Consider the following 22,443-nt stretch of genomic DNA (forward strand, 5'->3'; position numbering starts at 1 on the left):
ATTTGCCATAGATTCGGGGGGATAGATTCGGGGCAGCGCGTCACTTAATGTGAACAGCCACCCGCCGAATGAACGTGACCGTGGGCAATTTCCGTTTCAGTCGCTTCGCGAACAGATAACACGTCAACATCAAAATGTAATACTTGGCCTGCCAGCGGATGATTCGTATCAATGGTGACAGTTTCGTCATTGACTTCGATGACGGTCACGACCTCGACTTGTCCGCTGTCAGATTGCGCTTGAAACTGCATGCCCACAGCGATTTCATCAACATCGACGAATGCTTCTCTTGGGACGGATTGCTTTAATGCGTCATTGACGACACCGTAAGCGTCTTCTGGTTCGACGCGGACTTGGACTGTTTCACCTGCCGCCTTTCCAGTTAAGGCATTTTCTAAACCAGGGATAATATTATTTGCCCCATGCAAATATTCCAACGGCGCATCAGGTCGTGATGCCTCAATGGCATTTCCTGCTTCGTCTGCTAATTGATAGCCAATACTGACAACACAATTTTCGCTGATTTTCATCTTCACTCCCCTGCCAATACTGGCTTTACTTCGTGGCTTTAGTTTAATAGTTTTATTTTCGATTATTGATTGGCTAATCCGCGAGTTATCCGATTAACTTAACGGCTACGACTGATGCTGTTCAAACCACTGTTGGTGCAAAGCCAATTCGCTCGCATCAACAGGCACTGGATGAATCGATATCGACTCGAGATGCTGCCCTTCTGCATTGCTTGATTGTGCTTTATCCTGCCTATCAAATGACAGCCCCAACCCCGACTGTCCGCCTGTCATCATCAAATAGACCTGCGCTAAAATTTCAGCATCTAGCAACGCACCGTGCAAATCTCGGTTAAATTGCGTAATCCCATAGCGCTTGACCAATGCATCCAAGCTCGCCCGCGCGCCTGGGTATTTTTTTCGCGCCATGGCTAGCGTATCGGTGACCTCGCACAGCGTTTCAATGGTTTGGTCACGACCCAATAATCTCAGCTCATGATTCAGGAACCCTACATCAAATGGCGCATTATGAATAATCAGCTCAGCACCCTCGACAAAGTCTAAAAACTCATCGGCTATCTGCGCCATCACGGGTTTATCTAATAAAAACGCATCACCAATGCCATGAACGCCGAACGCCCCTTCATCGACTTCGCGCTCGGGATTAATGTATTGGTGATAATAATTGCCTGTGAGCTCACGGTCGTGCATTTCAACCGCACCAATTTCAATGATACGGTGACCCGCCTCGGCGGGCAAGCCTGTGGTTTCTGTATCGAGAAATATACGTCGCATCTGATGCGTTAATCCAACTTGCGGTGGCGGATATTGAGTTCTTTTAATTGCGCCTCAGAAACGGCCGCTGGGGCATCGGTTAACAAGCAACCTGCGGATTGCGTTTTCGGGAAAGCAATCACTTCGCGAATCGACTGCTCACCCGCCATCGCCATGACGAGCCTATCCAAACCAAACGCCAGCCCACCATGCGGTGGACAGCCGTAGCGCAGCGCATCTAATAAGAAACCAAACTTCTCTTGCGCTTCATCAGCCTCAATACCCAGCATAGAAAATACGGCCGATTGCATGTCTGTATCATGGATACGCACCGAACCACCCCCAATTTCCATACCGTTTAGTACGATATCATAAGCTCGAGACAGTAATGTCGTGGGATCGGCTTGGGTTAATTCATCAACGTGATTCACCTGTGGCGCAGTAAATGGGTGGTGCAGCGAGGCATAAGATTTGCTCTGTTCATCGTATTCAAACATAGGAAAATCAACCACCCAAAGCGGCGCCCACTTATCGGCAACCAATCCTGTATCTTGCGCCACTTTAATTCTAAAGGCACCCATCGCATCATTGACGACCTTGGCTTTATCCGCCCCGAAAAAGACGATATCGCCATCTTCTGCACCAACAGCCTGCATAACCGACAAAGCAACCTCGTCACCCAAAAATTTCACAATCGGCGATTGCAGCCCCGCCGCGCCTTGCGCCAAATCGTTGACTTTGATATACGCCAATCCTTTAGCGCCATAGCGCGCAACGTAGCCTGTGTAATCATCAATTTCTTTGCGCGTGAGTTTGTCGGCAGCGCCTGGCACTCGTAATGCCACGACACGGCCGTCTGCCGCATTGGCTGGGGCTGAAAATACCTTAAAATCACAATCCTTAACCAAGTCGGCAATCTCAACAAATGCCAAGTCAATCCGCATATCAGGCTTATCCGAGCCGTAATAATGCATGGCATCGGCATAGGTCATGCGCTGAAATGGTTCGGGCAAGTCCTCAGACAACACCGTTTTAAACACATAACGAACCAATGATTCCATCATGCCCATAATATCGTCCTCGTCCATAAAGGAGGTCTCTATATCCAGCTGGGTGAACTCGGGCTGACGGTCGGCGCGCAGGTCTTCGTCACGAAAACAACGCACAATTTGGTAATAGCGATCAAACCCAGACATCATTAATAATTGCTTAAATAATTGCGGCGATTGCGGCAGTGCAAAAAAATGATTCAAATGCGTTCGCGACGGTACTAAATAATCCCTCGCCCCCTCTGGTGTCGCTTTGGTGAGCATGGGGGTTTCAATTTCTAGGAAGTTTTCTTGTTCTAAAAAAGTTCGCATCGCGTGCGCGACTTTGGATCGCAGACGGATGTTGTCTTGCATACGCGGGCGACGCAAATCAATATAGCGGTATTTGAGGCGATGCTCCTCTGAAACGTCGTCCGTCAACTGAAATGGTGGCGTCAAAGCACTGGATAAAATGTCAACCGCACTGACGTGAATTTCAATCTCACCCGAATCTAACAATGGATTCACCGTGCCATCCAAGCGATCGACCACTTCACCCGTGATTTTGATACAGTACTCATTGCGTACTTTATCTGCCAAAGCAAACGCATCGCCTTGCTGGGGGTCAATGACGACTTGTAAAATGCCAGTCGTGTCACGCAAATCAATAAAAATCACACCACCGTGGTCTCGGCGTTTATTCACCCAGCCACAGGCGGTTATTGTTTGCCCCAAATGGGTTTTGTTAATTTTTGCACAGTAATGCGTTCTTAGCATGCTACAACCTATATTTGACTATTATTTTAAATTAAACACTCGCTCTAACCGACTCCCAGCCAATACCGCTAGCAACATGCAGCCAATTGCAACATTGCGGTAGACAGCAAAAGAACCAAAATAAGCACCTGCCATGACGGATGAAAATCCGCCGCGGACATATTCCCACCAGCTCATTTGACTATAAATCGTACTTTGAAAAAAATAACTAACGGGTAAGGCAATCACCAACCCTATTGCGCAGTAAATTAAGGTAAGCACTATCCGTATCAACGTCATTCGTACTGATTTCATCTCTATTGATTTTGTCAAAACAATGGCGTAGTATAACGGTTTTTCAAAGGTTTGAGAATAAAAAACATTGGAAAAAACACGGGGGTCACGCACGCGCTTGGTAATAGGCGCTTGCCCAGCCTGCCAAATAAACCGACCCAGTAATGACTAGACAATCGCTGGATTGCAAATTCGATAATGCCAAGGTTAGTGCTGCTTCTGGGTCTGCTTCGCTTAGGATACGTTCAATCGCCGCCCTTTTAGTCACGCCGTCACTTAGTTCACCAGCTGCATCGCTTTTCGTATCATGCGCTTGTAAGCCCTGCAAGGCATCAACAATCAATTCACAGGACAACGACCGTGTAGTGGTCGCCTCGGTCACAATCACGGTTGCTATCATGGATGGTGGTTGCAGAGCAACTACCTGCGAACTAGAATTAGATGCCGCCTTAGATGTCACCTCAGATATATCCTCAGGTATCTGCTTAACGGCCTTGTTAAGGGGGTTGTTAGCCACTTTGTCAAATGCCTCCATCGCCGCATAGACGTTCTTTGTCGCTGAAAACGATACCAACATAACCAGACGCCCTGTCAACCCCAATGCATCCCGCCGCGCCATGACAAACTGTGCCAAATTGGCTGCTGACTGCGCGGTATGGGCGCTATCAATCACAATCAATGGCGCTTCACTGACGACTTCCTCGCGCGCAGGTAACGTTAATGTCGATAAGGTTGTGGCGACGGATTGCGTCATTCGAATGTCCAATGCTTGCAGCGCCGCAACCGCAATCGCCATATTGCGCGCTTTAATTTTTGAGTGAGCCGATAGCAGACAACCCTCAACAGGCCACTGATAACTCGGGGCTTGCGATTGCGCCGATGGGCAGGCGTTGATCGCCGCATTATCGATAACATTGTCGATACGATCGACCGAACAAACATCAACTGACAATTGGTTAGCGATGGTTTTGACCGCATCAACCACAACGGGTTGTTGCGCCCCTAAAATGAGTGGGGTATGCGCCCTCATCACGCCACATTTTTCATCAATCAGCGTTGGCATATCGCCAAAAATATCCAAATGCTCGGCCTCAATATGTGTCAGTATCGCCACCTCATGTACCGATTGATTCACGGCATCCGTCTTTGCGCCAATACCCGTTTCCATTACGGCCATCGCCACCGATTGTTCGGCAAAATAAAGGTACGCAATCGCCGTCGTGATTTCAAAAAATCGAGGTCGCTCATCTTCGTGGTTAATGGTTAACTGATTGGCGGCCGCAAAGACACAATTACCTAAATTCACTAGCGTATCGACTGGAATCATTTCACCGTTTATGCGGATACGTTCGCGGTAATCAAATAGATGCGGCGAGGTAAATAGCCCCACACGAGCGTGTGCTTGCTGCAATGCCGCGCTTAGCATCAGCGCCACCGAACCTTTACCCTTAGAGCCAGTAATAACAACACTACGACATTGGCGTTCAGGGTGACCTAGTTGCTGCAACAGCTTAGCAGTTACTGCACGCGGCGTGGTGATTGCGCGATTGAATCTAGGCGGTAACGCATACAGCGCTGCATAAAATTCGTCTAACGTCGATACACTCGGGTATGACGCTGGATGCTGTTCAGCTTGTTTCCTAGCTTGCTGCTGGCGTTGCTGTTGCTGGGGTTCGGATTGTCGTTTGGGGGGTTGCATCGGGGTTTGCATCGGTAGTTACTCGCAAAAAACTCGTCAAAAGTCATGTCTGGCATGATAGGCTATGCATTGTAGTGCATTATCGCGCGACTGCCAATGGTTGCCAAATGGTTGCCAAATGGTTGCCAAATGCTTGCAAATGGCTGAAAATGGCAACCACCAAGCAAAGACAGACAAAAGACAGACAAAAGACAGTGAAATTCAGCCGATATTTTTGTTTCATTTGCTTTATAATAAGGCTTAAATTCAATTAAATGGCAATTTTAATGGCAATTGATTTGTAATTGATTTGTAATTGATTAAGCGCAAAACAAAAAGCCTATAAAAACCAATAAAATAAACCCAGAAAAAGCCATGAGCCAACAACATACGACAACACCCGACGCCCTAATCCCTGCGCTCAAACTCATCGTAGGTGAGGCCAACCTCCTGCTGTCTGGTGTGCACGATGATGCCCTAACGCCCTATTTAGAAGAGTCCCGGCAACGCGTCAATAGCGTCTGTCAATGTATCGTCTTCCCCTCAACAACAGCCGAAGTCGCCCAAATCGTCGCGACCTGCCGCCACCACAAAACACCCATTGTACCAATTGGCGGTAATAGTGGCCGCTGTCTCGGCGCACACTCGGACGACCCTGCCACGGTAATGCTTAGTCTCAAAAAACTCAATCGTGTTCGCGAAATCGATATAGCAAATCGAACCATCACGGTTGAGGCAGGCTGTATACTACAGACAATTCAGGAAACAGCTGAGAAGCACGGCCTCTTTTTCCCGTTGTCGCTGGGCGCAGAGGGTTCGTGTCAAATTGGCGGTAACCTCGCAACCAATGCAGGCGGCATCAATGTATTGCGTTATGGCAATACCCGAGATTTAACCTTGGGTGTCGAAGCCGTCATCCCAAACGGCACCGTATTTAACGGGCTCAGCGCCCTACGAAAAGACAACACAGGGTATGATTTAAAAAACCTACTCATTGGTAGCGAAGGCACGCTGGGGATTATAACAGCGGCTACGTTTACATTATCTCCCCCTGAGCGCAACAACGAACACGGCTTTATCGCCGTTAACACCATCGAAGATGCCATCACCTGTCTACATCAAACAAATCAAGTATTTACAGGAAAAGTCTCTTGCTTTGAAATCATCCCAAATCTCGCCATGCAGTGGCTAGAAAAACACAGCGATTTACGTTGCCCAATCGGCAATAACCACCCGTGGTATATTTGGTACAAAATTGCAAGTGCAAACCCTGACGACTCGCTGGCAGAGGATAACCTTGCTTGCTTAGAAGCCTTAATGGAAGACGGCATTGTGATTGATGCCACCGTGTCACAAAACGAAGCGATGAAAACCCTATTCTGGCAAATTCGTGAAACCTTGGTCGAGGTGCAAAAATTCGAAGGGGCATCGGTTAAATTTGACGTATCCGTACCCATCTCAAGCGTCGCCAAACTCATTAACACAGGCTATACCGTGGTCAACGACCTCTGCCCTGATATCCGCCCGTATCCTTTTGGCCATCTGGGTGATGGCAATATTCACTTTAACCTTAGCCGCCCCGAAACCATGAGCGATGAGACTTTTGTCAATCATTACAAAGCCACATTAGTCGAGGCGCTACACGATTTAGTTGACGGACTGGATGGCTCATTTAGCGCCGAACACGGCATTGGCAGTCAAAAAATCGCCGACATGGCAAAATACAAAGACCCGATTGCACTGGATATGATGCGCCGCATTAAACATGCCTTTGACCCACTTAATCTCATGAATCCCGGTAAAGTTATCCCGCCATTAAAGTAATCTAGGGGCGAGCGCCAATAGAGCTAGTGCCAATAGAATTAGCGACAATAGAACTGACACCAATACTAACAAAGCCTATCGGCTTAATATCGAAATCCAATACTAATTACTTTGGTCCTAAAACGATAAATACAAAATACACTGGCAACAAAGCAGCATCTAGCGTCATCGCCAATGGCATGAGCACCGCACCTTTTGCTACAGTCCCTACACTGACACCATCAGTATTAACTTCAGGCTGACTAACCGCTATAACAATTTCTTGGCGTAACGGCTGTCGCGGCATTTCACCGTCAATACGGTAGACCCGCCCCTTTAAATATGAAGCATACGTTAATTCACCATCAGGCTGTTCAATAAATCCTAATAAAACAAGCTGATCAAATACTGACCAATCCATGTCAGTCACATCATTTTCGAGGTGCTCTCGATGGATTAAAGTAATCTCACCCGTAATTTCGCCATCGCGATTAATTGAAAAATCATCGAATTTCGGCGTAAAGCTAATCTCACTTGAGAGCAATAATATTTGAATAAACTCCTCTTCAATTTCAAATCGGTAGGCTTTATCACCACTAAGTGCGACTAGGTCAGACGTGTCAGAGCTGACATAAAACCCATCAATTGTAACGTATTGAGTTTTCGAATCTTCTTTTTTTTCATAATCTTTTCGCTCTTCTTCAAGCTGAAGATGATAACCTGTCAGCACGGAAGCACAGCCAGACAACAGCGCACAACCCATTAAGCTAACCGTTAATAATAAAATACGAACCATTTTTACCCCTGCTGTCAATGCTAAAAACCATAATCTGCTACAGGTTAACATACCAACCGCCTAACTCCATTGATTTTTCTCTTTTTATATCAATTCAGATTGAGGTGACACCAAAACTACATTCAGCGACTACATTCAGCGACTACATTCAGTGGCGACATTCAGTGAATAGCCCAACTGTTTACAAAAATGGGCTGGCCAGCCGCACGCAACGTTCAACAAAGCGTTGCAATAGCGGGCGTTTTTGCCATTTTTTCAGATTAACCGATTCACAGTGTTGTAGATAGCTTTGCTGCATGTCGCTGATTTGATTGACGGTGGCTTTGTCATAAATCGCAAGCGCAATCTCCATATTGAGATAAAAACTTCGCATGTCCATATTAACCGTTCCAAACAACGCATAATCAGAGTCAATCACCACCGTTTTTGCATGCAAAAAGCCCAATCGATACTTAGCCAAGTAGACACCTTCGGTTAATAAAATATGGTAATACGCTTTGGAGGCTTGGCTCACCCACCACGAATTATTTTTTTCAGGCAGTATAATGACCACGTCGACGCCGCGCCGCGCCGCATTACACAAAGCAGCCAGCAGGGCTTCGTCTGGTACAAAGTACGGGGTTGTGATGACGATGCGTTTTTGTGCCAAATACATCGCACTGAGTAACGTATTATAAAGCACGTAAAACGATTTATCTGGCGCTGAAGGAATGACCTGTATCAATGCCTCCCCTGTCAATGCCTCCCCTGTCAATGCCTCCCCTGTCAATGCCTCCCCTGTCAATGCCTCCCCTGTGAACGCCTCCCCTGTGAACGCCTCTCCAGCGCGCGGCTGACTGGTGGCAAGGCGACTGGCAGGTTTATTATATTCTGATAAATCAATATTATGCGAAAAATAGGGCTGCACATAATCAATAGTCTCGGCTAACTGCTGGTCATTTTCAACCGCCCAATCCGAATAAAAAACGGCAGTTAACGCCCTGACTGACGGCCCTTCGCAGCGCATCATCGCATCTTTCCACTGTCCTACACCCGCGTTTTTGCCAAAGTAGGCGGGATCAACTAAATTATACGACCCCGTATAGGCAACACGGTAATCGACAATCACGAGTTTACGATGATTGCGTAAATCACTACGCACAAATAAAATGCTCAACCACCCAATCGACAATGATTGCTGGACGTTGACACCAGCTGCCGTCAAACGTTTGGGCCAATCGCTTTTGAAAAACGCTCGCCCGCCCAGCGCATCAACCAATAACTTGCACGCCACCCCACGTTTTGCCGCGGCAATTAACGCATTAAGCACATCATCAACCCGCCCTTCGGCTGAGACAATATAAAACATCAGCAAGCAGGTATGCTGGGCACGATGAATATCATCAATCATATGAGCGATAATGGTATCCGTGTCTTGCAACAACGTAACCCGATTGTTATCGCCGATTGGTAAGAACGTCTTACCTGCACTAATCTGGCTGAGCCGCCAAAAGGGTTCGTTGATACGGCTTTTGATGCGCTGCCTATCCGTTGACGGAAAAGCCCGTTGGCAAAATTGATAATAAAAATCCATGATATCTTCCATGCGCTTCATGCGCTTTTTACCTAACCGCGGCTCACCAAACAACAGATAAGACACCGTACCAATATAGGGCAAAGCAAACAAGACGACTAACCAAGCCATCGCGGATTCTGTCGAACGACGGCTGTAAATAACACGCACACCAAAAAACACGTTGAGCGCAAAATGCCCAATAATTAACAATTCAAACAGTAACTCACTATTTATGCTAGCCATTGAAAGAAACTCTATTCAATCGTAATTTACTCAACCGCATGATAAAAAATCATTTCACAATAAACACATAAGCTACGCATTATCATACAACTGCCTGACTTGACGACCGATTTCCGCAATGCCTTTTTCTAATACGGCCTCATCTTGGGCATAACTCATGCGAATACACTCATGCGCATGACGATAATTCGGCAAATCCGCAATCCCTGGGAAAAAATATTCACCCGGAATAATCAGCGTGCCAGCCGATTTCAGCTGTTGATAAAGCATCGCAGTCGTGATGGGCAGCCCTTCGAACCACAGCCACAAAAAAATCGCTCCTTCGGGCTGGTGAATACGCAGTGGATAGCCGTCTAATTCTTTTTTCAACAAAGCAATCGCATAACGCACTTTGTCCAAATAAAACGGCCGAATAATTTCATCTGATAGGTGCTTCATGGTGTCATTTTGCAACAGCTGTGTTGCGAGCGATGCGCCAAAATTATTGGGCGACAAGCTCACGATGGCATTTAATGCAGACATAGCCTGAATAACAGGTTCATCCGCAATAACAATCCCTGTCCTGACCCCTGGTAATCCGACTTTGGACAAACTAAGGCAAAGAATTTGATTGGGGTTCCAAGTCAGCGTCGCATCTGAAAAGACAATATTAGGAAACGGCATACCATAAGCATCATCGACAATAAACGGAATAGCCTGTGACGCTGCCAACGCCGATAGCTGGTGCATTTCGGCATCGGTTAGCACATTGCCTGTCGGGTTAGTCGGGCGAGAGCAACACATTGCACCAATACGGTCATCTAAATGCAGGTGCGAAAAATCAACCCGATACTTAAAGAATCCCGTTTGCCCTTCGAATGCTGTCGTTTCTATTTTGGCTTTTTGCGAGACAAAATGCTGCCCGCGTGTATGCACATCACTGTAACCAATGTACTCTGGTGCGAGCGGCAGCAGAATTTTCTTTTCACTACCATCGGCATATTCCCCTGAAAACAAGTTAAATAAGTAGAAAAAAGCATTTTGTGAGCCATTCGTCAGCACGATGTTTTTTTCGCTGATCCCCCAATGATAATGCCGATTGAGGTAACTAACTAATGCATCGATAAACTGTGCATCACCTTGCGGGCTGGCATAGCGACCAATATAACGCCCCATGTCTGCCTGAGCCGCCGCAAACGTTTCCGCAAAAATATCCATCGCAGCAGGAATCATTGCGGGATTCCCACCGCCTAGCATATTTATCGGCTGATCGCTTTTCATGGCATCACCCATATCATCCATTAACTGCAAAATCCCACTTTTTTGCGTCATTTTTTCGCCAAACTTTGATAGAATCATCTTGAATTCACCATTTAATTCACCATGTAACCATTAGGACAACCAATTAATGCACCATCATACCATGTTGAAACCCCTCACTGGGCTATTTTTTACACTGAGCTTTTTCCTCGCCAGTTGCGACCGCGTTGAGCCAATCCACACCATCGTTGGCTTTGCCCAAGGAACCACTTACTCGATTAAATTTTGGCAACCCGAATTCGAGCCCGACAACATCCACGAAATACAACGTCTTGTTGATGATGAAATTGCACGCATTGACCAGCTCATTTCCAATTACCGCGACGATTCGGTCATTGCGGCATTTAACCAGATGAAAATCGCCAATCGTCCGATTCAATTAGATGCCGAAATTTTGGCGCTACTAGATAAGGCTGAGCAGGTATACCAGCAATCGAATGGTTGTTACGACCCGACCATAAAGCCTTTGTTTGATTTATGGGGTTTCAAAGACAAAACCCTTGCCATTCCACCTGAAAAAACCCTCACCCATACGTTAGACGCCATTGGGTTTGATCGTTTCATTCGCCAAGGCGACACGTTCACCAAGCCACACCCTCAAATGACGATAGATTTATCCGCTATTGGTCAAGGCTACGCTATCGAGCAACTAGCCACATTACTATCGCAACAAAATATCCATAACTACCTCATTGAAATCGGTGGTGAGATGCTAATCAGTGGGGCAAAGCCAGATAGCAAACCTTGGCGCATCGGTATTGAAAGGCCAGCCCCCAATAGCCAAACCTTTGACGAAGTGATTGAGTTAGTCGGCACGGGGCCACTCGCGGTAATGACTTCTGGCACTTATCGCCATTATTATGATAAAGACGGTAAAAAATACAGCCATATCTTAGACCCTAGAACGGGCAAACCCGTCGAGCACGATACAGTATCAGTCGTCGTTTTACTGAACGATGCCACCTATGCCGACGCGTGGTCAACTGCACTACTTTGCCTGGGCAGCGAAGCAGGAATGACGGTGGCAAATAACGCCAATATCCCTGCCATTTTTTATCGCTTAAATAACGACAATAGTCAAAACAACGCACTCATCCGCTTAACCAGTCATGCAATTAACCAAGACAACGCCCCCTGGCGCATTGAATAATTCCGAAATAGCGACAACACAACCGCCATAAAAACATATCAATAAAAAAAGGTGAAGCATCGCTTCACCTTTTTTATCAAGCATCAATCAATGACGCTTAACATTAATTGTGCTTCAATTATTGGGTTTATTCATCAACTGCACCTTAACACGATCTAACGCGCCGTTTTCAGTCGCTGCCTTCAATCGTGCAGTCATCGCTTCGACATCGCTAGTAGATAACGTTGGCAATAGATCGCCTGATTTCTCGATTCCGCTGCCATTTCGATGATCTTGCCCTAAAAAACGCACTGCTGTCGCGCGATAACGATAATCCGAAGCCGTTGGCATTTCGCCACTGCCAACGATTGCAGCAAATCCTGCAGCATACTCGGCACCACCACCAACTTCTAAGAAGTAAAAATCACGATCGGCAAACTCGATAATGGTTAGATCAACCCCATCGGCAAATAGTTGCTTGGTTACGCGTTCGTTTTGTAATCCAATCGTTCTACCAACCAAAGTGTCTGAATCGACACCAGCGTATACACTGCTATTTTCGGGGTTAGTTGGATCAAAATAGCCAACGACAAGAGCGCCAAAATCAGCAGCATTGTCTTCATTCACCAGTGAATACTGCCAATTCCCACGAGCAGCAAAGCGTTTGGCGGTCGCATCGGTACCCGTACCAATAAACCAGTATTTTTTCAATGTGCTTTGTGCCAGCCGATTGCCTGGGAAATTATTCCACGTCACTGTTGCTGTTTCTCTGTCGGTAAAGCGAATCGTCATATTACCTGCGGGCACATTACCTTCTGCATTGGGTAACTGATTGTTAGCAACGGTATACAACGGGAACGTGCCTGACAATGAGCCGTCTTCATTTTTTGTCAAAAATCCTTCGGTGTTATACCACGTGGGGTTTGTTGAGGCATTGTTGTCGGCATACGAGTAAATCGACATTAGCATAAAGCCATTTTGAAATTCGATTGAATAGCCTGTGCGCCGTTGACCTTCACCAGTGTCACTCCACACGCCTGTAACTGGCTCAAAGGCCTGCACAGCAGTCACTGTCATTAATGCAAGCGACAATACCAGCCATTGTTTTAATTGTGTTCCTATTTTCATTGTTTGTCTCCGTGAATTTACGTTGTGTTAAAATCGTTTAACCTTAAAATCGTTTAATCAATTTATCGATTCAATGGTAGCACATCAAACGACGATAAAATATAAGTGCATTGCAACAAGTTCATTAAAAACATACGCTGTCCATTGGCGCTATCAGTTAGCACTGTCGATTAATCCCCCACCCGCTCGCAAACCAAAAACTCACGGACTAAAAGGGTTTAACAATCACCAAAACAACAATCACGATTAAAAAGACAACGGGGATTTCATTATACCAACGATAGAAAACATGGCTGTGGGTATTGCGGTCTGATTTAAAACGCTTGTAAAAATAGCCCAACGAAAAGTGATACACCGTCAACAGCACGACCAGCAATAATTTGGCATGTAGCCAGCCCATTTGTTTATACGCGACCCACGCATAACCATGCAACAAATACAACCCAAGCACCCACGTAATCACCATGGATGGCATCGTTATGCCATGGTAGAGTTTTCGCTCCATAATTTTAAAGCGCGCGATGGCAGCAGCTTCACCTGCTGCCGTATCAGGGTTTTTCGCAAGATTATCCTGCGCCAAACTATGGTAGACAAAAAGCCTTGGCAGATAGAATAACCCAGCGAACCAACAGACGACGGCGATCACATGAAACGCTTTGATCCACAACATGGCTTAGTCCGTTTTCACAACCAACGGAAGCCCGCTGGCCTGTACTTCATCTAACCCGCCCAAATTGCGCACATTGTGGTAACCTAAGCGTGACAAAGTTTGCAGTGCTATTTCTGCACGCCGCCCTGAACGGCAGTAGAGTTGAATGGGTTGATTTTTATCAATCGCCGCACTAGCGATTTGCTGCGCGATTTCATCATAGGGGATTAACACCGCATCTTGTAAGTGACCTTCTGAAAACTCTGCTTGTGTTCTCACGTCAATCAATAGCGTATTATCTGCTGCCTGCGAAAAATGACTAGACAACAGTACCAGCACAAGACCTGCGCCTAGGGTTAATGTTAGTATGCTTTTTTTAATTGTTCTTATTTGTTTTTTTATCTGTTTTTTCATTTAGTTACCCCTATTTTTTCGACCTGCTTCACTGAATCTATTCTCGCTGAATTTATTCTCGCTGGATCTATTCTCGCTGAATTTAGCCGCGCTACATTTATCCAGTCATTTAATCTGTCTCAATCAAATAAATCAAATCAGCAGACGTCGATACACCCGTTGAAGCCGCCTCTAGTTTTAAGCGGCTATTAATCTTGTATTCTACCAAAAATTCATTGATTGCGCTAAAAAAATCAGACCTTAGACCAAAATATAATTCTTTAGACAGATATTTACCCGCTTCAAAACCAGTCAAGCTAAAATCAAGCACATCTAACCCCACCGAAGAACGAATATCTCGCGCCAAGGTATTCGTGCCAATCACACCACCTGTTTGCAATAGCGCCATTGTACCAAACGAATCACTATTGGGTGGCCGACCAAACAACAGATACGACAAAATAGAGGAATCAGCCATACTGGGCGTCGACGTCAGCGAAATTTCAGGTCTTTTCGCTGTGCCTAAAATATTGGCACCAACCACGATACCCTCGCTCTCAATCGCGCGCGAGGTGCTAATATCCAACGCTGGGTTATCAATGGGACCATTACTGAAAATCACACGTCCACGCTCAATATTGAGTAATTGCCCATACAAGCGAAGCTCACCTGTTTCTACCGCGATGACACCTGCAGCCGTCGGTTGCTCTTGTGGTGCCGCAGTGATATTTAATTCGCCCATCAAACGGGTTTCAATATCAGCACTCGCAACCTTGACCGAATCGCCGAGCTTGACGGTTATATCCATTTCGACAGGGCTTTGATTGGGTTTTTCATCGGTTTGATTATCGGGCAATATGACATCATCAGAGGCATAGACTTTGGTCCCTGTGGATGCTGGCACAATCAACGCCTCTGGAATTAACACCTCCCCACGGACGCTAATTGCATCGGCAAATTGGACGGTTAAATCTGGCGATAAAGCCAGTTTTAATTGGCGTGAATCCGCCAGTTGAAAGTCTTGACCAGCAACGACAAGACTGCCTTGTTGCGACACAGGGTCAAGCTCGCCACTTAGTGTTAACTGCCCCGCCCCAGACGTTGCACCACCATCAAACCCGAGCAATTGATTATCTTTAGCAAAGAGTCGCAGGCGAATATCACGAACCCGCGTGCCATATTGTGGCACATCAAACCGCCCTTTGGTTAGCGCAATTTCACCCGCGATATCAAGCTGTTGATTGAGCTTGCCTGATAAGTCAATTTTACCCGAAACACCGCCTTCGATTGACTGAAGCTGAGGCAAAAAAGGCGCGACAAAGGCAATACTCGGAAAATTTAACTGCAAACTGGCCTGAACTGCTTGTGCCGCCGCATCCTCCATTATTTCAGGCAACCCTGCCAGCAAATTGATCTGACCAACCTCCGCTATATCCAACACGGTTTCTGTCGCTAAACGCTTATCTTGCAATTCAAAGGTTGTCTTTAGTTTGTTGATTTTATGACGCGCAACCCCATTGGTTAACTTGACCGCCAATGCACCGTCTACTGCATGAATTTCCCCTTGGACACGGGGCGCGCCCTGAACAAATTCAACACGAGCATCTGCCGAAAAAACAGCATCTAAATCAAGCAAATCAGGGAAATACTGAGCAAAACTGGCACTAGCTAACGACCGCACAGTGATATCAAAACGCCCTTGATTACCCTTAGTCTTGCCCTTAGTATTGCCATTAGTATTGCCATTAGTATTCCCATTAGCGTTGCCCGCACGCTCATCAATACTCCCATCAATACAAATCGTTGCTTGTTCACTTTTTTTCTGCCCCGATTGGCGCAAACAAAACTGATTTATCTGCTGTTTGTCTGCAGCAAGCACCAAAGCGCTAGGCTGATTCAGCGCCCATGCGCCCGCCTGTTTATCACGCACATTCAATGAATCCACTTTGCCACGCCATGTTTTTTCTGCAACATCCAGCGCGCCGCTTGATTTAACGGCTAACGATTGCTCTGGCGCTGTCATCGCCAGTTCTATCAAATGGGAAGCAAAATTCCCCGTCACAGAGGCCGCCAGTGTTTCAATCGGCTGGGCATTAAGGACTAGCTGTGATGCATTAAAATCCAAATCCATCGCCTCATCCGCTGCCGCGAATGTTCCTGCTGCATCGAATGACGCTAAGCGATTTGCTTGATATGCCAATGCGTTGCCGCTCGCTTTAAATTGTATTTTCGGCGCAGCCGTTGAACCAGTAATCATCAAATCACCTTGCACCTCACCCGCTAACTGGGGCAATAATCGGCTTAGATCAGTGGCATTAATGTCGATTTGCAGGTTGTTTTCTTGTGCTTGTTTTTTCGCCTCTTCATTTTGTACCTCTGGCGTGGCTAACATCACTCGGCCTGTTGCACTGAGCTGATTTTCCGACAGTTGCATATTAACTTCATCCAAGGTTAGTTGCTGTCCAGTCAGCGCGTAATGAATACGCCCAGTGCCTGATACTGGGTATTGTTGCCATTGCCCCGTTAATTCCATCAGCTCTGCCATTATCTCAATCCCCGATGCTGATTCGATCATCTCTGCGCCTAAGTTCGCATTGATACTGCCTGATAAATCGGGGAAAAGCCACTGTGGCTCAAAGCGAATTGCCTGCACATTGGACTGAATGGATAATGGCGCCCAAGTGCCAGTCGCTTGGATTTTTAGTTTTCCGCTGTCATTTGCTTGGTTTTCTGCGGGATCTTCAGGGTTTGCGTCGCTTGTATCGCTTGTATCGATTGTGTGGCTTTCCTGCGCTATTGCTTGGCTTATTGCTGTGTTAAGGGATTTATTCTCTAGTACAAATAACGCCTGCTTTAGATGCCTTGCATCGCCTTCTATCGTCCAACTAAGTGTTGTTGGCGTTGTCGGTGTTGCTAACGATGTAGCACTCGCCTGCGTCGCTTTGTCATTTGATTCGCGTTGCTGCATACCATCTGTTTGTAAAGCACCCGTTACACTATAGGTGTTTTGCTCACCACGCGCTTGTAGCGTCAGCTGTTCAATTGGCAAACTCGACTCCAACCCCAACAAAGCAGCCGTGTCGATATAAGGAGACGCCAGCACAACCTCGTACGCCAGTGTTGGTTGCCAGTGTAAATTGCCTGTCAAGCGAATGGGTTGCGCATTCGGATTAGCGACAAGGGTTAGCGTCTGAAGCCCTGCTTGATTGCCCTTAACATTAACGTCAACAGGAACCGCTGCTGCCAACGCACCAGGCAACAAGACCCCACTGGCATCCACCTGATAATCGTCGATTGTGCCGATTGCTGTTACCATCATATCCGCTAGCATCAACGCAGGTGTGCCCGTATTTTGGTCGGTAGCGCTTTGGTCGGTAGCGCTGTTTTGACCCGTATCGCTTTGGTCGGTAGCGCTTTGGTCGACCGCATTTTGTGCGTTGTGATATAACGGCCATTGCAGCGCTTTACTTTTTATGACAGCCGAAAAATGCTGATTTTTTAGGTGAAATTCTCCTGCTCCTTGAATCGTCTGCCCCGTCACTGCCGACTGGACTTTTAGCGTCGACAACGCTATCACGTTGTCTTTTAAAGCTCCTGAAAATTGCCCCGAAATTTTATCGGTTTGTGGCGATTGCAAAGCAAAAAACCCTGAACTATTGAGTTGCCATGCTTCATGAAATTGACCTGTCAATGTCATAGCAGCGTTTGCGCTAAAGTCTGGCTGCCCTAACACTTCGCCTGCCAAATGCGCTAAATTAAGCGTTGCTTCCACTGTCGGTTCAGTCAATAGGTTTTGTACACTGCCCGCCAATTGCAACTGCACCAACCCCGTGTGCGTCATCGCCACATTTAATGCCGTTTTTAAATTGCCATCGACCGTTATCTGTAATTGATTGGCAAAATCGGGCGTTTCAGTGGTGGTGGCAGTGGTAATTTCCGTGGTAATTTCCAGCGGGCTGTCTTGAGGCGCAGATAAATAAGCATGATCGACGTTTTGCTGCAAAAAAATAGGATAATCCCCCCGTGTTTCGAGATGCCCCGTCAAATCTACATCGATATCTGGGCTTTGCAGATGAAACCTTTGGATTGTGGCGACTTGCGCCACATACGTGAGTGCGGTCTGAAATCGCTCCACATAAAACACAGGCGTTTTCGAAGCACCCATATAAATACGCACATCAGTCAGTTGCACGTCATTTAACCATATATCAACAGGTAGACTCAGGCTTGGCAAGGTGATGTCTGTCAATGAAAAAGCTGGCTTTTCTGGCACCTTCGGCGCATTCTCGCCACTTGTATTTAAGGTGATTTCGGCATCGCTAAGATGAATTACCTCCATCACAAACTGGCGGTTAATGAGCCTTGCAATCGGCAGCGTGACGTCCAATTGTGCGGCCTGTAAACTAAACCCATTTGGTTTTTCATTTGGCGTTTCATTTGGCGTTTCATTTGTCGAGACTGCGGCATCCATAGTCACGGTCAGGGATTTTAGCGTAGCACCACGCGCCAAATCACCCGTCACCGTATCCACTGAAATTCGATACCCACTCAATCGACTGGCTAACGACAAACCATGCTGTAGCCCCGCTGTCGTATAAAAAACAAACCACAAGTAAGCAACAACACCAATAATCAGTACACTCAACGCACCGATTATCCGCAAAAACCATTTTCGCCCATGGCGAGGACGGCTGGTTGGTTGTTTCGTTTCGGTTTGATAGGCAGGCGTCACGGGCAAGTCCGATGAGGGTGTTTTTGGGTCGGGCATGTTATTTGTCATTATTTATCTATCCTTATTTATTACGCATTGACAACGCTTACAAGTCAGGACCAATATTTAAGTGCAACCGCACCGCATCGCCCGTCTCATCAAACCCATGGGCGATATCGACTTTGATAGGGCCTATGGGGGAATAATAATGAAACCCTAACCCAGCACCGACTTTGATAGAAAAATCAGAGGTAAAGGCATCTCCTGCATCGACAAAGGCTGCGATTGCCATGTTGTCTTTGAAGAAATAACTATACTCTGCACTGGCAAAAACCAGTCTGTCTCCACCAATAACATCCCCCGAACCATCAACATCGCCGATAGACTGAAAACCATAACCACGGATTGTTTTATCACCGCCCGTAAAAAAGCGGTAACTCGGTGGCAGCACATGAAAATCATCCGTCCAAGTTTGGCCAATCGCCCCTTTGGTGGTTATTTTATGCTTCTCATCGAATCGCTTAATATATTTTGCTTTGGCAACGGCTTGTAAAAAGCTAATATCACTGATGCTCGCATCCGTCCCAGTCACATACCCTTCGACCGCTAATCCATCGCGGGTATTCAGCGGATCGTCGGTTTTATGATAAATCAAATGAAAATAAGGTGTTAGCAAAGCGACATTAGCGGCATCATTACCAATTTCGAAATTTTCTTGGGACCATTTAACACCAAACTCGCGCGCCAAATGACCGACTTGATCACGATACGCACCGCCCACTTGCCATATTGTCACATCACGGTTGTCCGTTTTATCTAAGGTCACATCGGCAAACAACTTATAGTAGTCAGTAGCAGGTTTGTTCGCTGGAATTCGATACTCAACGCCTGTCTGCTGCCATTCGGGCGAGATAAAGAAATCACTGGTTAGCTGATGACCACGGCGGTTAACCCAGCGCCAATCAAATTCGTACTGAAACCTTGGCCCCAAATCGGTTTCAAAACCCAAAGCAAAGCGATGGCGTTTGTTTTTTTTGGGTGTTAACGCAAGATCCACTGGCACGGTTTTGCTGTCGCGATCGGGCTTAGCGGTTACATCAATCAGCTGCACATAGCCCGAATTGTATAAATCGCGCTGCAAATCAGCAATCGCCCCTGATGAGTAGGCTTGCCCACTTTCAATCGTGTTATAACGTGAAAATAGGTTATCGTTTAAAAAATCCTGTGAAATAGTCGGATCATCAAATGTAAACCGCGGCCCAGTATCATAAGTCAGCGCCACCGTCGCGGTTTGCAGATCGGCTGCAAGGCGAATTTCTGCGGTGGTGAAATCGGCATCGAAGTAGCCTTTTTCAATGGCAATATCCGCCAGTGCGTTTTTAAACGCAGTGTATTCGATTTGCTGAAGCACATCGCCACGCTGAAACGGAAATGCTTGGCGTTGTTCGACAAAATCAGCGTCCGCCGCCCCTGCGCCAACCACCTTTACCTCGATTGCACTCACTGTCGTTGGCTCGCCAATAACGACCTGATAATCAACGTGCCAACTATCGCCTGTGCCAGCCGCTGCGCTGACAACATTCACCGTGGATTGATAATAACCAAAAGGCTGCAGCGCGGTGCTGATTTGGGCTTTGCCCCGCTCAATTAGGTACTGGATATACGGCGGATTATCAATTGCTTGGTCGGATTCTGCTAAAATCTCCAAAAATGCATTGATATTTTCTATTAATGCAGGGTCATCCACGCCCGTTACTGCGACCTGCAGAGTTGCCCCTTCCGCTGGCAATACTTCAGCTGGCGATACTTCCGTTGGCGATACTTGCGCTACAATAGCAGATTGGTCTGGTGTTGCCGCTGTATCAACAGACGCATCAACAGACGCGCTTTCAGGCAACTCTGCAGGCAACCCTGCAGGCAACTTGAGCGGCAACAAACAAAAACCAACCACCATAATCAAGCGACGAAATAAATCCGCCCGACACGTCCACATCTGACACGCCCACATCTGACACGCCCACGCCCGACACGCCAATCTGGTTGGTACGACTGACATGGACAGCATCCTGTGCTTTACTATTATCACGTTAACCCTTTAACTGAATAAGCTTCTTAAATTCTATGCGCACGCAAAATAGCGCCACCAAATAGCTTATCATACCGAAAAAGATTAACGCTGCCAAATACCCAGCGCGCTGCCATTGTGAAAGGTCGCCCCAACTGCCGTCCGCTGTCAACCAAGCATTCGCGCCATACAAAGCGATTGCCATGATAGCATTAGCCACCAACACTTTCATCACGAATATAGCTAAGTTTTTATCGGCTAACATCGCGCTAGCGCGTTGTAAAAACACAAATAACAACCCAGCATTGACAAAACTCGCGACCGTCGAGGCCAGTGCCAGCCCAACGTGCCCCATGCGGCGATAAAGCAATAGCGCCAATACAATATTAACCGCAATGCAAAATAGGGCAATTTTGGTGGGTGTTTTGGTATTTTGTTGCGCGTAAAACCCAGGTGCAAGGACTTTGACCACAATTAACGCAAACGCCCCGAATCCAAATACTTGCAGACTATTTGCCGCCATTTGCGCAGAGTACAGGCTAAATTCACCTCGTGCCAAAATCGTTATCATCATCGGTAACGCCAGCATCACCAATCCAGTTGCCGCACCTGCGCCAATCACAATCGCCAAACGTATCGCCCACTGCAGTGTGCTGGCAAACTGCAGGCTATCCGTACTTGATTTAAGCGTTGCGAGTCGAGGCAAAATCACCGTGCCAATCGCCACCCCAATAATGCCCACGGGCAATTCAACCAATCGATCTGAATAATACAGCCAAGTAATACTGCCCGATACTAATGACGAGGCCAATGCGGTGTTAAGCAGAATATTGATTTGCCCCGCTGACGAACCCAGTAGCGTTGGTAGCATGAGCGTAAATACCTTTTTAACGCCTGGGTGGCGAAAGCTGACTTTGGGCACAGGGAGTCGTTTTAACCGCCACAGTGTCGGGATTTGAATGAGTAGCTGCAAAATCCCGCCCACAAACACCGCCCAAGCCAGTGCCAGAACGGGTGGATTAAATCGTTCACGAAAATAAAGCGCGGCGATAATCAACGCGATGTTTAATAAGGCTGGGGTAAACGCAGGTAGGGCAAATTTGTGATAGGCATTTAAAATACCCGCAAAAAAAGCAGTCAGTGAAATCAATAAAATATACGGAAACGTAATGCGCAACATGGTTTCACCCAATGCTAAGCGATTGGGATCATCGGCAAAACCAAAGCCAATCACCGCAATCAGCGCACCAGAAAAGGTAACACCGAGCAGCGTAATAATCAATAACGCAAAGCCTAATACACCGAAAACATGGTTAATGAGTGATTGTAACTCATCGTCGCTGTCCTGTGCCTTGCTGTGGTTAAGCACAGGGACAAACGCATTAGCAAATGCGCCTTCGGCAAAAAATCGGCGCAACGTATTGGGGATGCGTAGCGCAGTGAAGAAAATATCCGTCTGACCGACCTCGAAATATTTGGCAATAACGATATCTCGCACCAGCCCCAGCACACGTGAGACCATCGTCATCAGCGCAAAAACGCCAGAGGATTTGAGTAATCGATTCATTGCCAGCCGCTCATTCTATCAAAGCGGTATTATAGCGCTGATACGCCATTAAGGTCTAGGAAAACT

17 protein-coding genes are annotated in these 22,443 nt (G+C 46.8%); 2 read left to right on the forward strand and 15 right to left on the reverse strand.

The window, feature by feature from the left end; genetic code table 11:
• Nucleotides 1-44 precede the first annotated feature (44 nt).
• The 6 genes from GCU85_RS02985 to GCU85_RS09930 all read right to left on the reverse strand — a co-directional run bounded on the left by GCU85_RS02985 (nucleotide 45) and on the right by GCU85_RS09930 (nucleotide 5,283).
• A complete protein-coding gene (locus GCU85_RS02985) occupies nucleotides 45-530 on the reverse strand; it encodes an FKBP-type peptidyl-prolyl cis-trans isomerase (RefSeq protein WP_152809190.1) in 486 nt (161 codons plus the stop codon).
• Between the two features lie 105 nt (nucleotides 531-635).
• Nucleotides 636-1,304, reverse strand: a complete 669-nt coding sequence (dnaQ, locus tag GCU85_RS02990) for a DNA polymerase III subunit epsilon (protein WP_152809192.1) — start codon at nucleotides 1,302-1,304, stop codon at nucleotides 636-638.
• A gap of 8 nt (nucleotides 1,305-1,312) precedes the next feature.
• The gene (gene aspS / locus GCU85_RS02995; RefSeq protein WP_152809194.1) at nucleotides 1,313-3,088 is read right to left on the reverse strand and encodes an aspartate--tRNA ligase; all 1,776 of its coding nucleotides are present in this window, start codon (nucleotides 3,086-3,088) and stop codon (nucleotides 1,313-1,315) included.
• Nucleotides 3,089-3,109: 21 nt separating this feature from the next.
• Nucleotides 3,110-3,382, reverse strand: a complete 273-nt coding sequence (locus GCU85_RS03000; RefSeq protein ID WP_152809196.1) for a hypothetical protein — start codon at nucleotides 3,380-3,382, stop codon at nucleotides 3,110-3,112.
• An 85-nt stretch (nucleotides 3,383-3,467) separates the two neighbouring features.
• Nucleotides 3,468-5,072, reverse strand: coding sequence for a bifunctional folylpolyglutamate synthase/dihydrofolate synthase (locus GCU85_RS03005; protein ID WP_152809197.1), 1,605 nt, complete (start codon nucleotides 5,070-5,072; stop codon nucleotides 3,468-3,470).
• A gap of 67 nt (nucleotides 5,073-5,139) precedes the next feature.
• The gene (locus tag GCU85_RS09930; RefSeq protein WP_218110502.1) at nucleotides 5,140-5,283 is read right to left on the reverse strand and encodes a hypothetical protein; all 144 of its coding nucleotides are present in this window, start codon (nucleotides 5,281-5,283) and stop codon (nucleotides 5,140-5,142) included.
• 131 nt (nucleotides 5,284-5,414) lie between these two features.
• Between GCU85_RS09930 and GCU85_RS03010 the strand changes: the two genes are divergently transcribed.
• Nucleotides 5,415-6,863, forward strand: coding sequence for an FAD-binding oxidoreductase (locus tag GCU85_RS03010; protein ID WP_152809199.1), 1,449 nt, complete (start codon nucleotides 5,415-5,417; stop codon nucleotides 6,861-6,863).
• 106 nt (nucleotides 6,864-6,969) lie between these two features.
• Here the strand turns inward: GCU85_RS03010 and GCU85_RS03015 are convergent, their stop codons facing one another.
• The 3 genes from GCU85_RS03015 to GCU85_RS03025 all read right to left on the reverse strand — a co-directional run bounded on the left by GCU85_RS03015 (nucleotide 6,970) and on the right by GCU85_RS03025 (nucleotide 10,774).
• Nucleotides 6,970-7,656: a hypothetical protein gene (locus GCU85_RS03015; protein ID WP_152809201.1), complete on the reverse strand. Its 687-nt coding sequence runs from the start codon at nucleotides 7,654-7,656 to the stop codon at nucleotides 6,970-6,972.
• A gap of 163 nt (nucleotides 7,657-7,819) precedes the next feature.
• Entirely contained in the window at nucleotides 7,820-9,436 is a 1,617-nt protein-coding gene (locus GCU85_RS03020; RefSeq protein ID WP_152809203.1) for a phospholipase D-like domain-containing protein, read from the reverse strand.
• Between the two features lie 72 nt (nucleotides 9,437-9,508).
• Nucleotides 9,509-10,774 (reverse strand): valine--pyruvate transaminase, encoded by a 1,266-nt coding sequence (locus GCU85_RS03025; protein WP_152809205.1) that lies wholly within the window; start codon nucleotides 10,772-10,774, stop codon nucleotides 9,509-9,511.
• 64 nt (nucleotides 10,775-10,838) lie between these two features.
• Between GCU85_RS03025 and GCU85_RS03030 the strand changes: the two genes are divergently transcribed.
• Nucleotides 10,839-11,885: an FAD:protein FMN transferase gene (locus GCU85_RS03030; protein WP_218110504.1), complete on the forward strand. Its 1,047-nt coding sequence runs from the start codon at nucleotides 10,839-10,841 to the stop codon at nucleotides 11,883-11,885.
• A 114-nt stretch (nucleotides 11,886-11,999) separates the two neighbouring features.
• Here GCU85_RS03030 and GCU85_RS03035 read toward each other — a convergent pair whose 3' ends face one another.
• The 6 genes from GCU85_RS03035 to murJ all read right to left on the reverse strand — a co-directional run bounded on the left by GCU85_RS03035 (nucleotide 12,000) and on the right by murJ (nucleotide 22,377).
• Nucleotides 12,000-12,992 carry a hypothetical protein gene (locus GCU85_RS03035; protein WP_152809209.1) on the reverse strand — a complete coding sequence of 331 codons (993 nt, stop codon included), beginning with the start codon at nucleotides 12,990-12,992 and terminating at the stop codon, nucleotides 12,000-12,002.
• Nucleotides 12,993-13,200: 208 nt separating this feature from the next.
• Nucleotides 13,201-13,662, reverse strand: a complete 462-nt coding sequence (gene hemJ, locus GCU85_RS03040) for a protoporphyrinogen oxidase HemJ (protein WP_152809210.1) — start codon at nucleotides 13,660-13,662, stop codon at nucleotides 13,201-13,203.
• A gap of 3 nt (nucleotides 13,663-13,665) precedes the next feature.
• Nucleotides 13,666-14,055 (reverse strand): rhodanese-like domain-containing protein, encoded by a 390-nt coding sequence (locus GCU85_RS03045; RefSeq protein ID WP_152809212.1) that lies wholly within the window; start codon nucleotides 14,053-14,055, stop codon nucleotides 13,666-13,668.
• Nucleotides 14,056-14,164: 109 nt separating this feature from the next.
• Complete coding sequence (locus GCU85_RS03050) at nucleotides 14,165-18,814, reverse strand: translocation/assembly module TamB domain-containing protein (protein WP_152809214.1); 4,650 nt, start codon at nucleotides 18,812-18,814, stop codon at nucleotides 14,165-14,167.
• Nucleotides 18,815-18,851: 37 nt separating this feature from the next.
• A complete protein-coding gene (locus GCU85_RS03055; protein ID WP_218110505.1) occupies nucleotides 18,852-20,801 on the reverse strand; it encodes an autotransporter assembly complex protein TamA in 1,950 nt (649 codons plus the stop codon).
• A 31-nt stretch (nucleotides 20,802-20,832) separates the two neighbouring features.
• Nucleotides 20,833-22,377: a murein biosynthesis integral membrane protein MurJ gene (gene murJ, locus GCU85_RS03060; RefSeq protein WP_152809218.1), complete on the reverse strand. Its 1,545-nt coding sequence runs from the start codon at nucleotides 22,375-22,377 to the stop codon at nucleotides 20,833-20,835.
• Nucleotides 22,378-22,443 lie beyond the last annotated feature (66 nt).

Origin of the sequence: Ostreibacterium oceani, from assembly GCF_009362845.1 — a bacterium.
Lineage (GTDB): Bacteria > Pseudomonadota > Gammaproteobacteria > Cardiobacteriales > Ostreibacteriaceae > Ostreibacterium > Ostreibacterium oceani.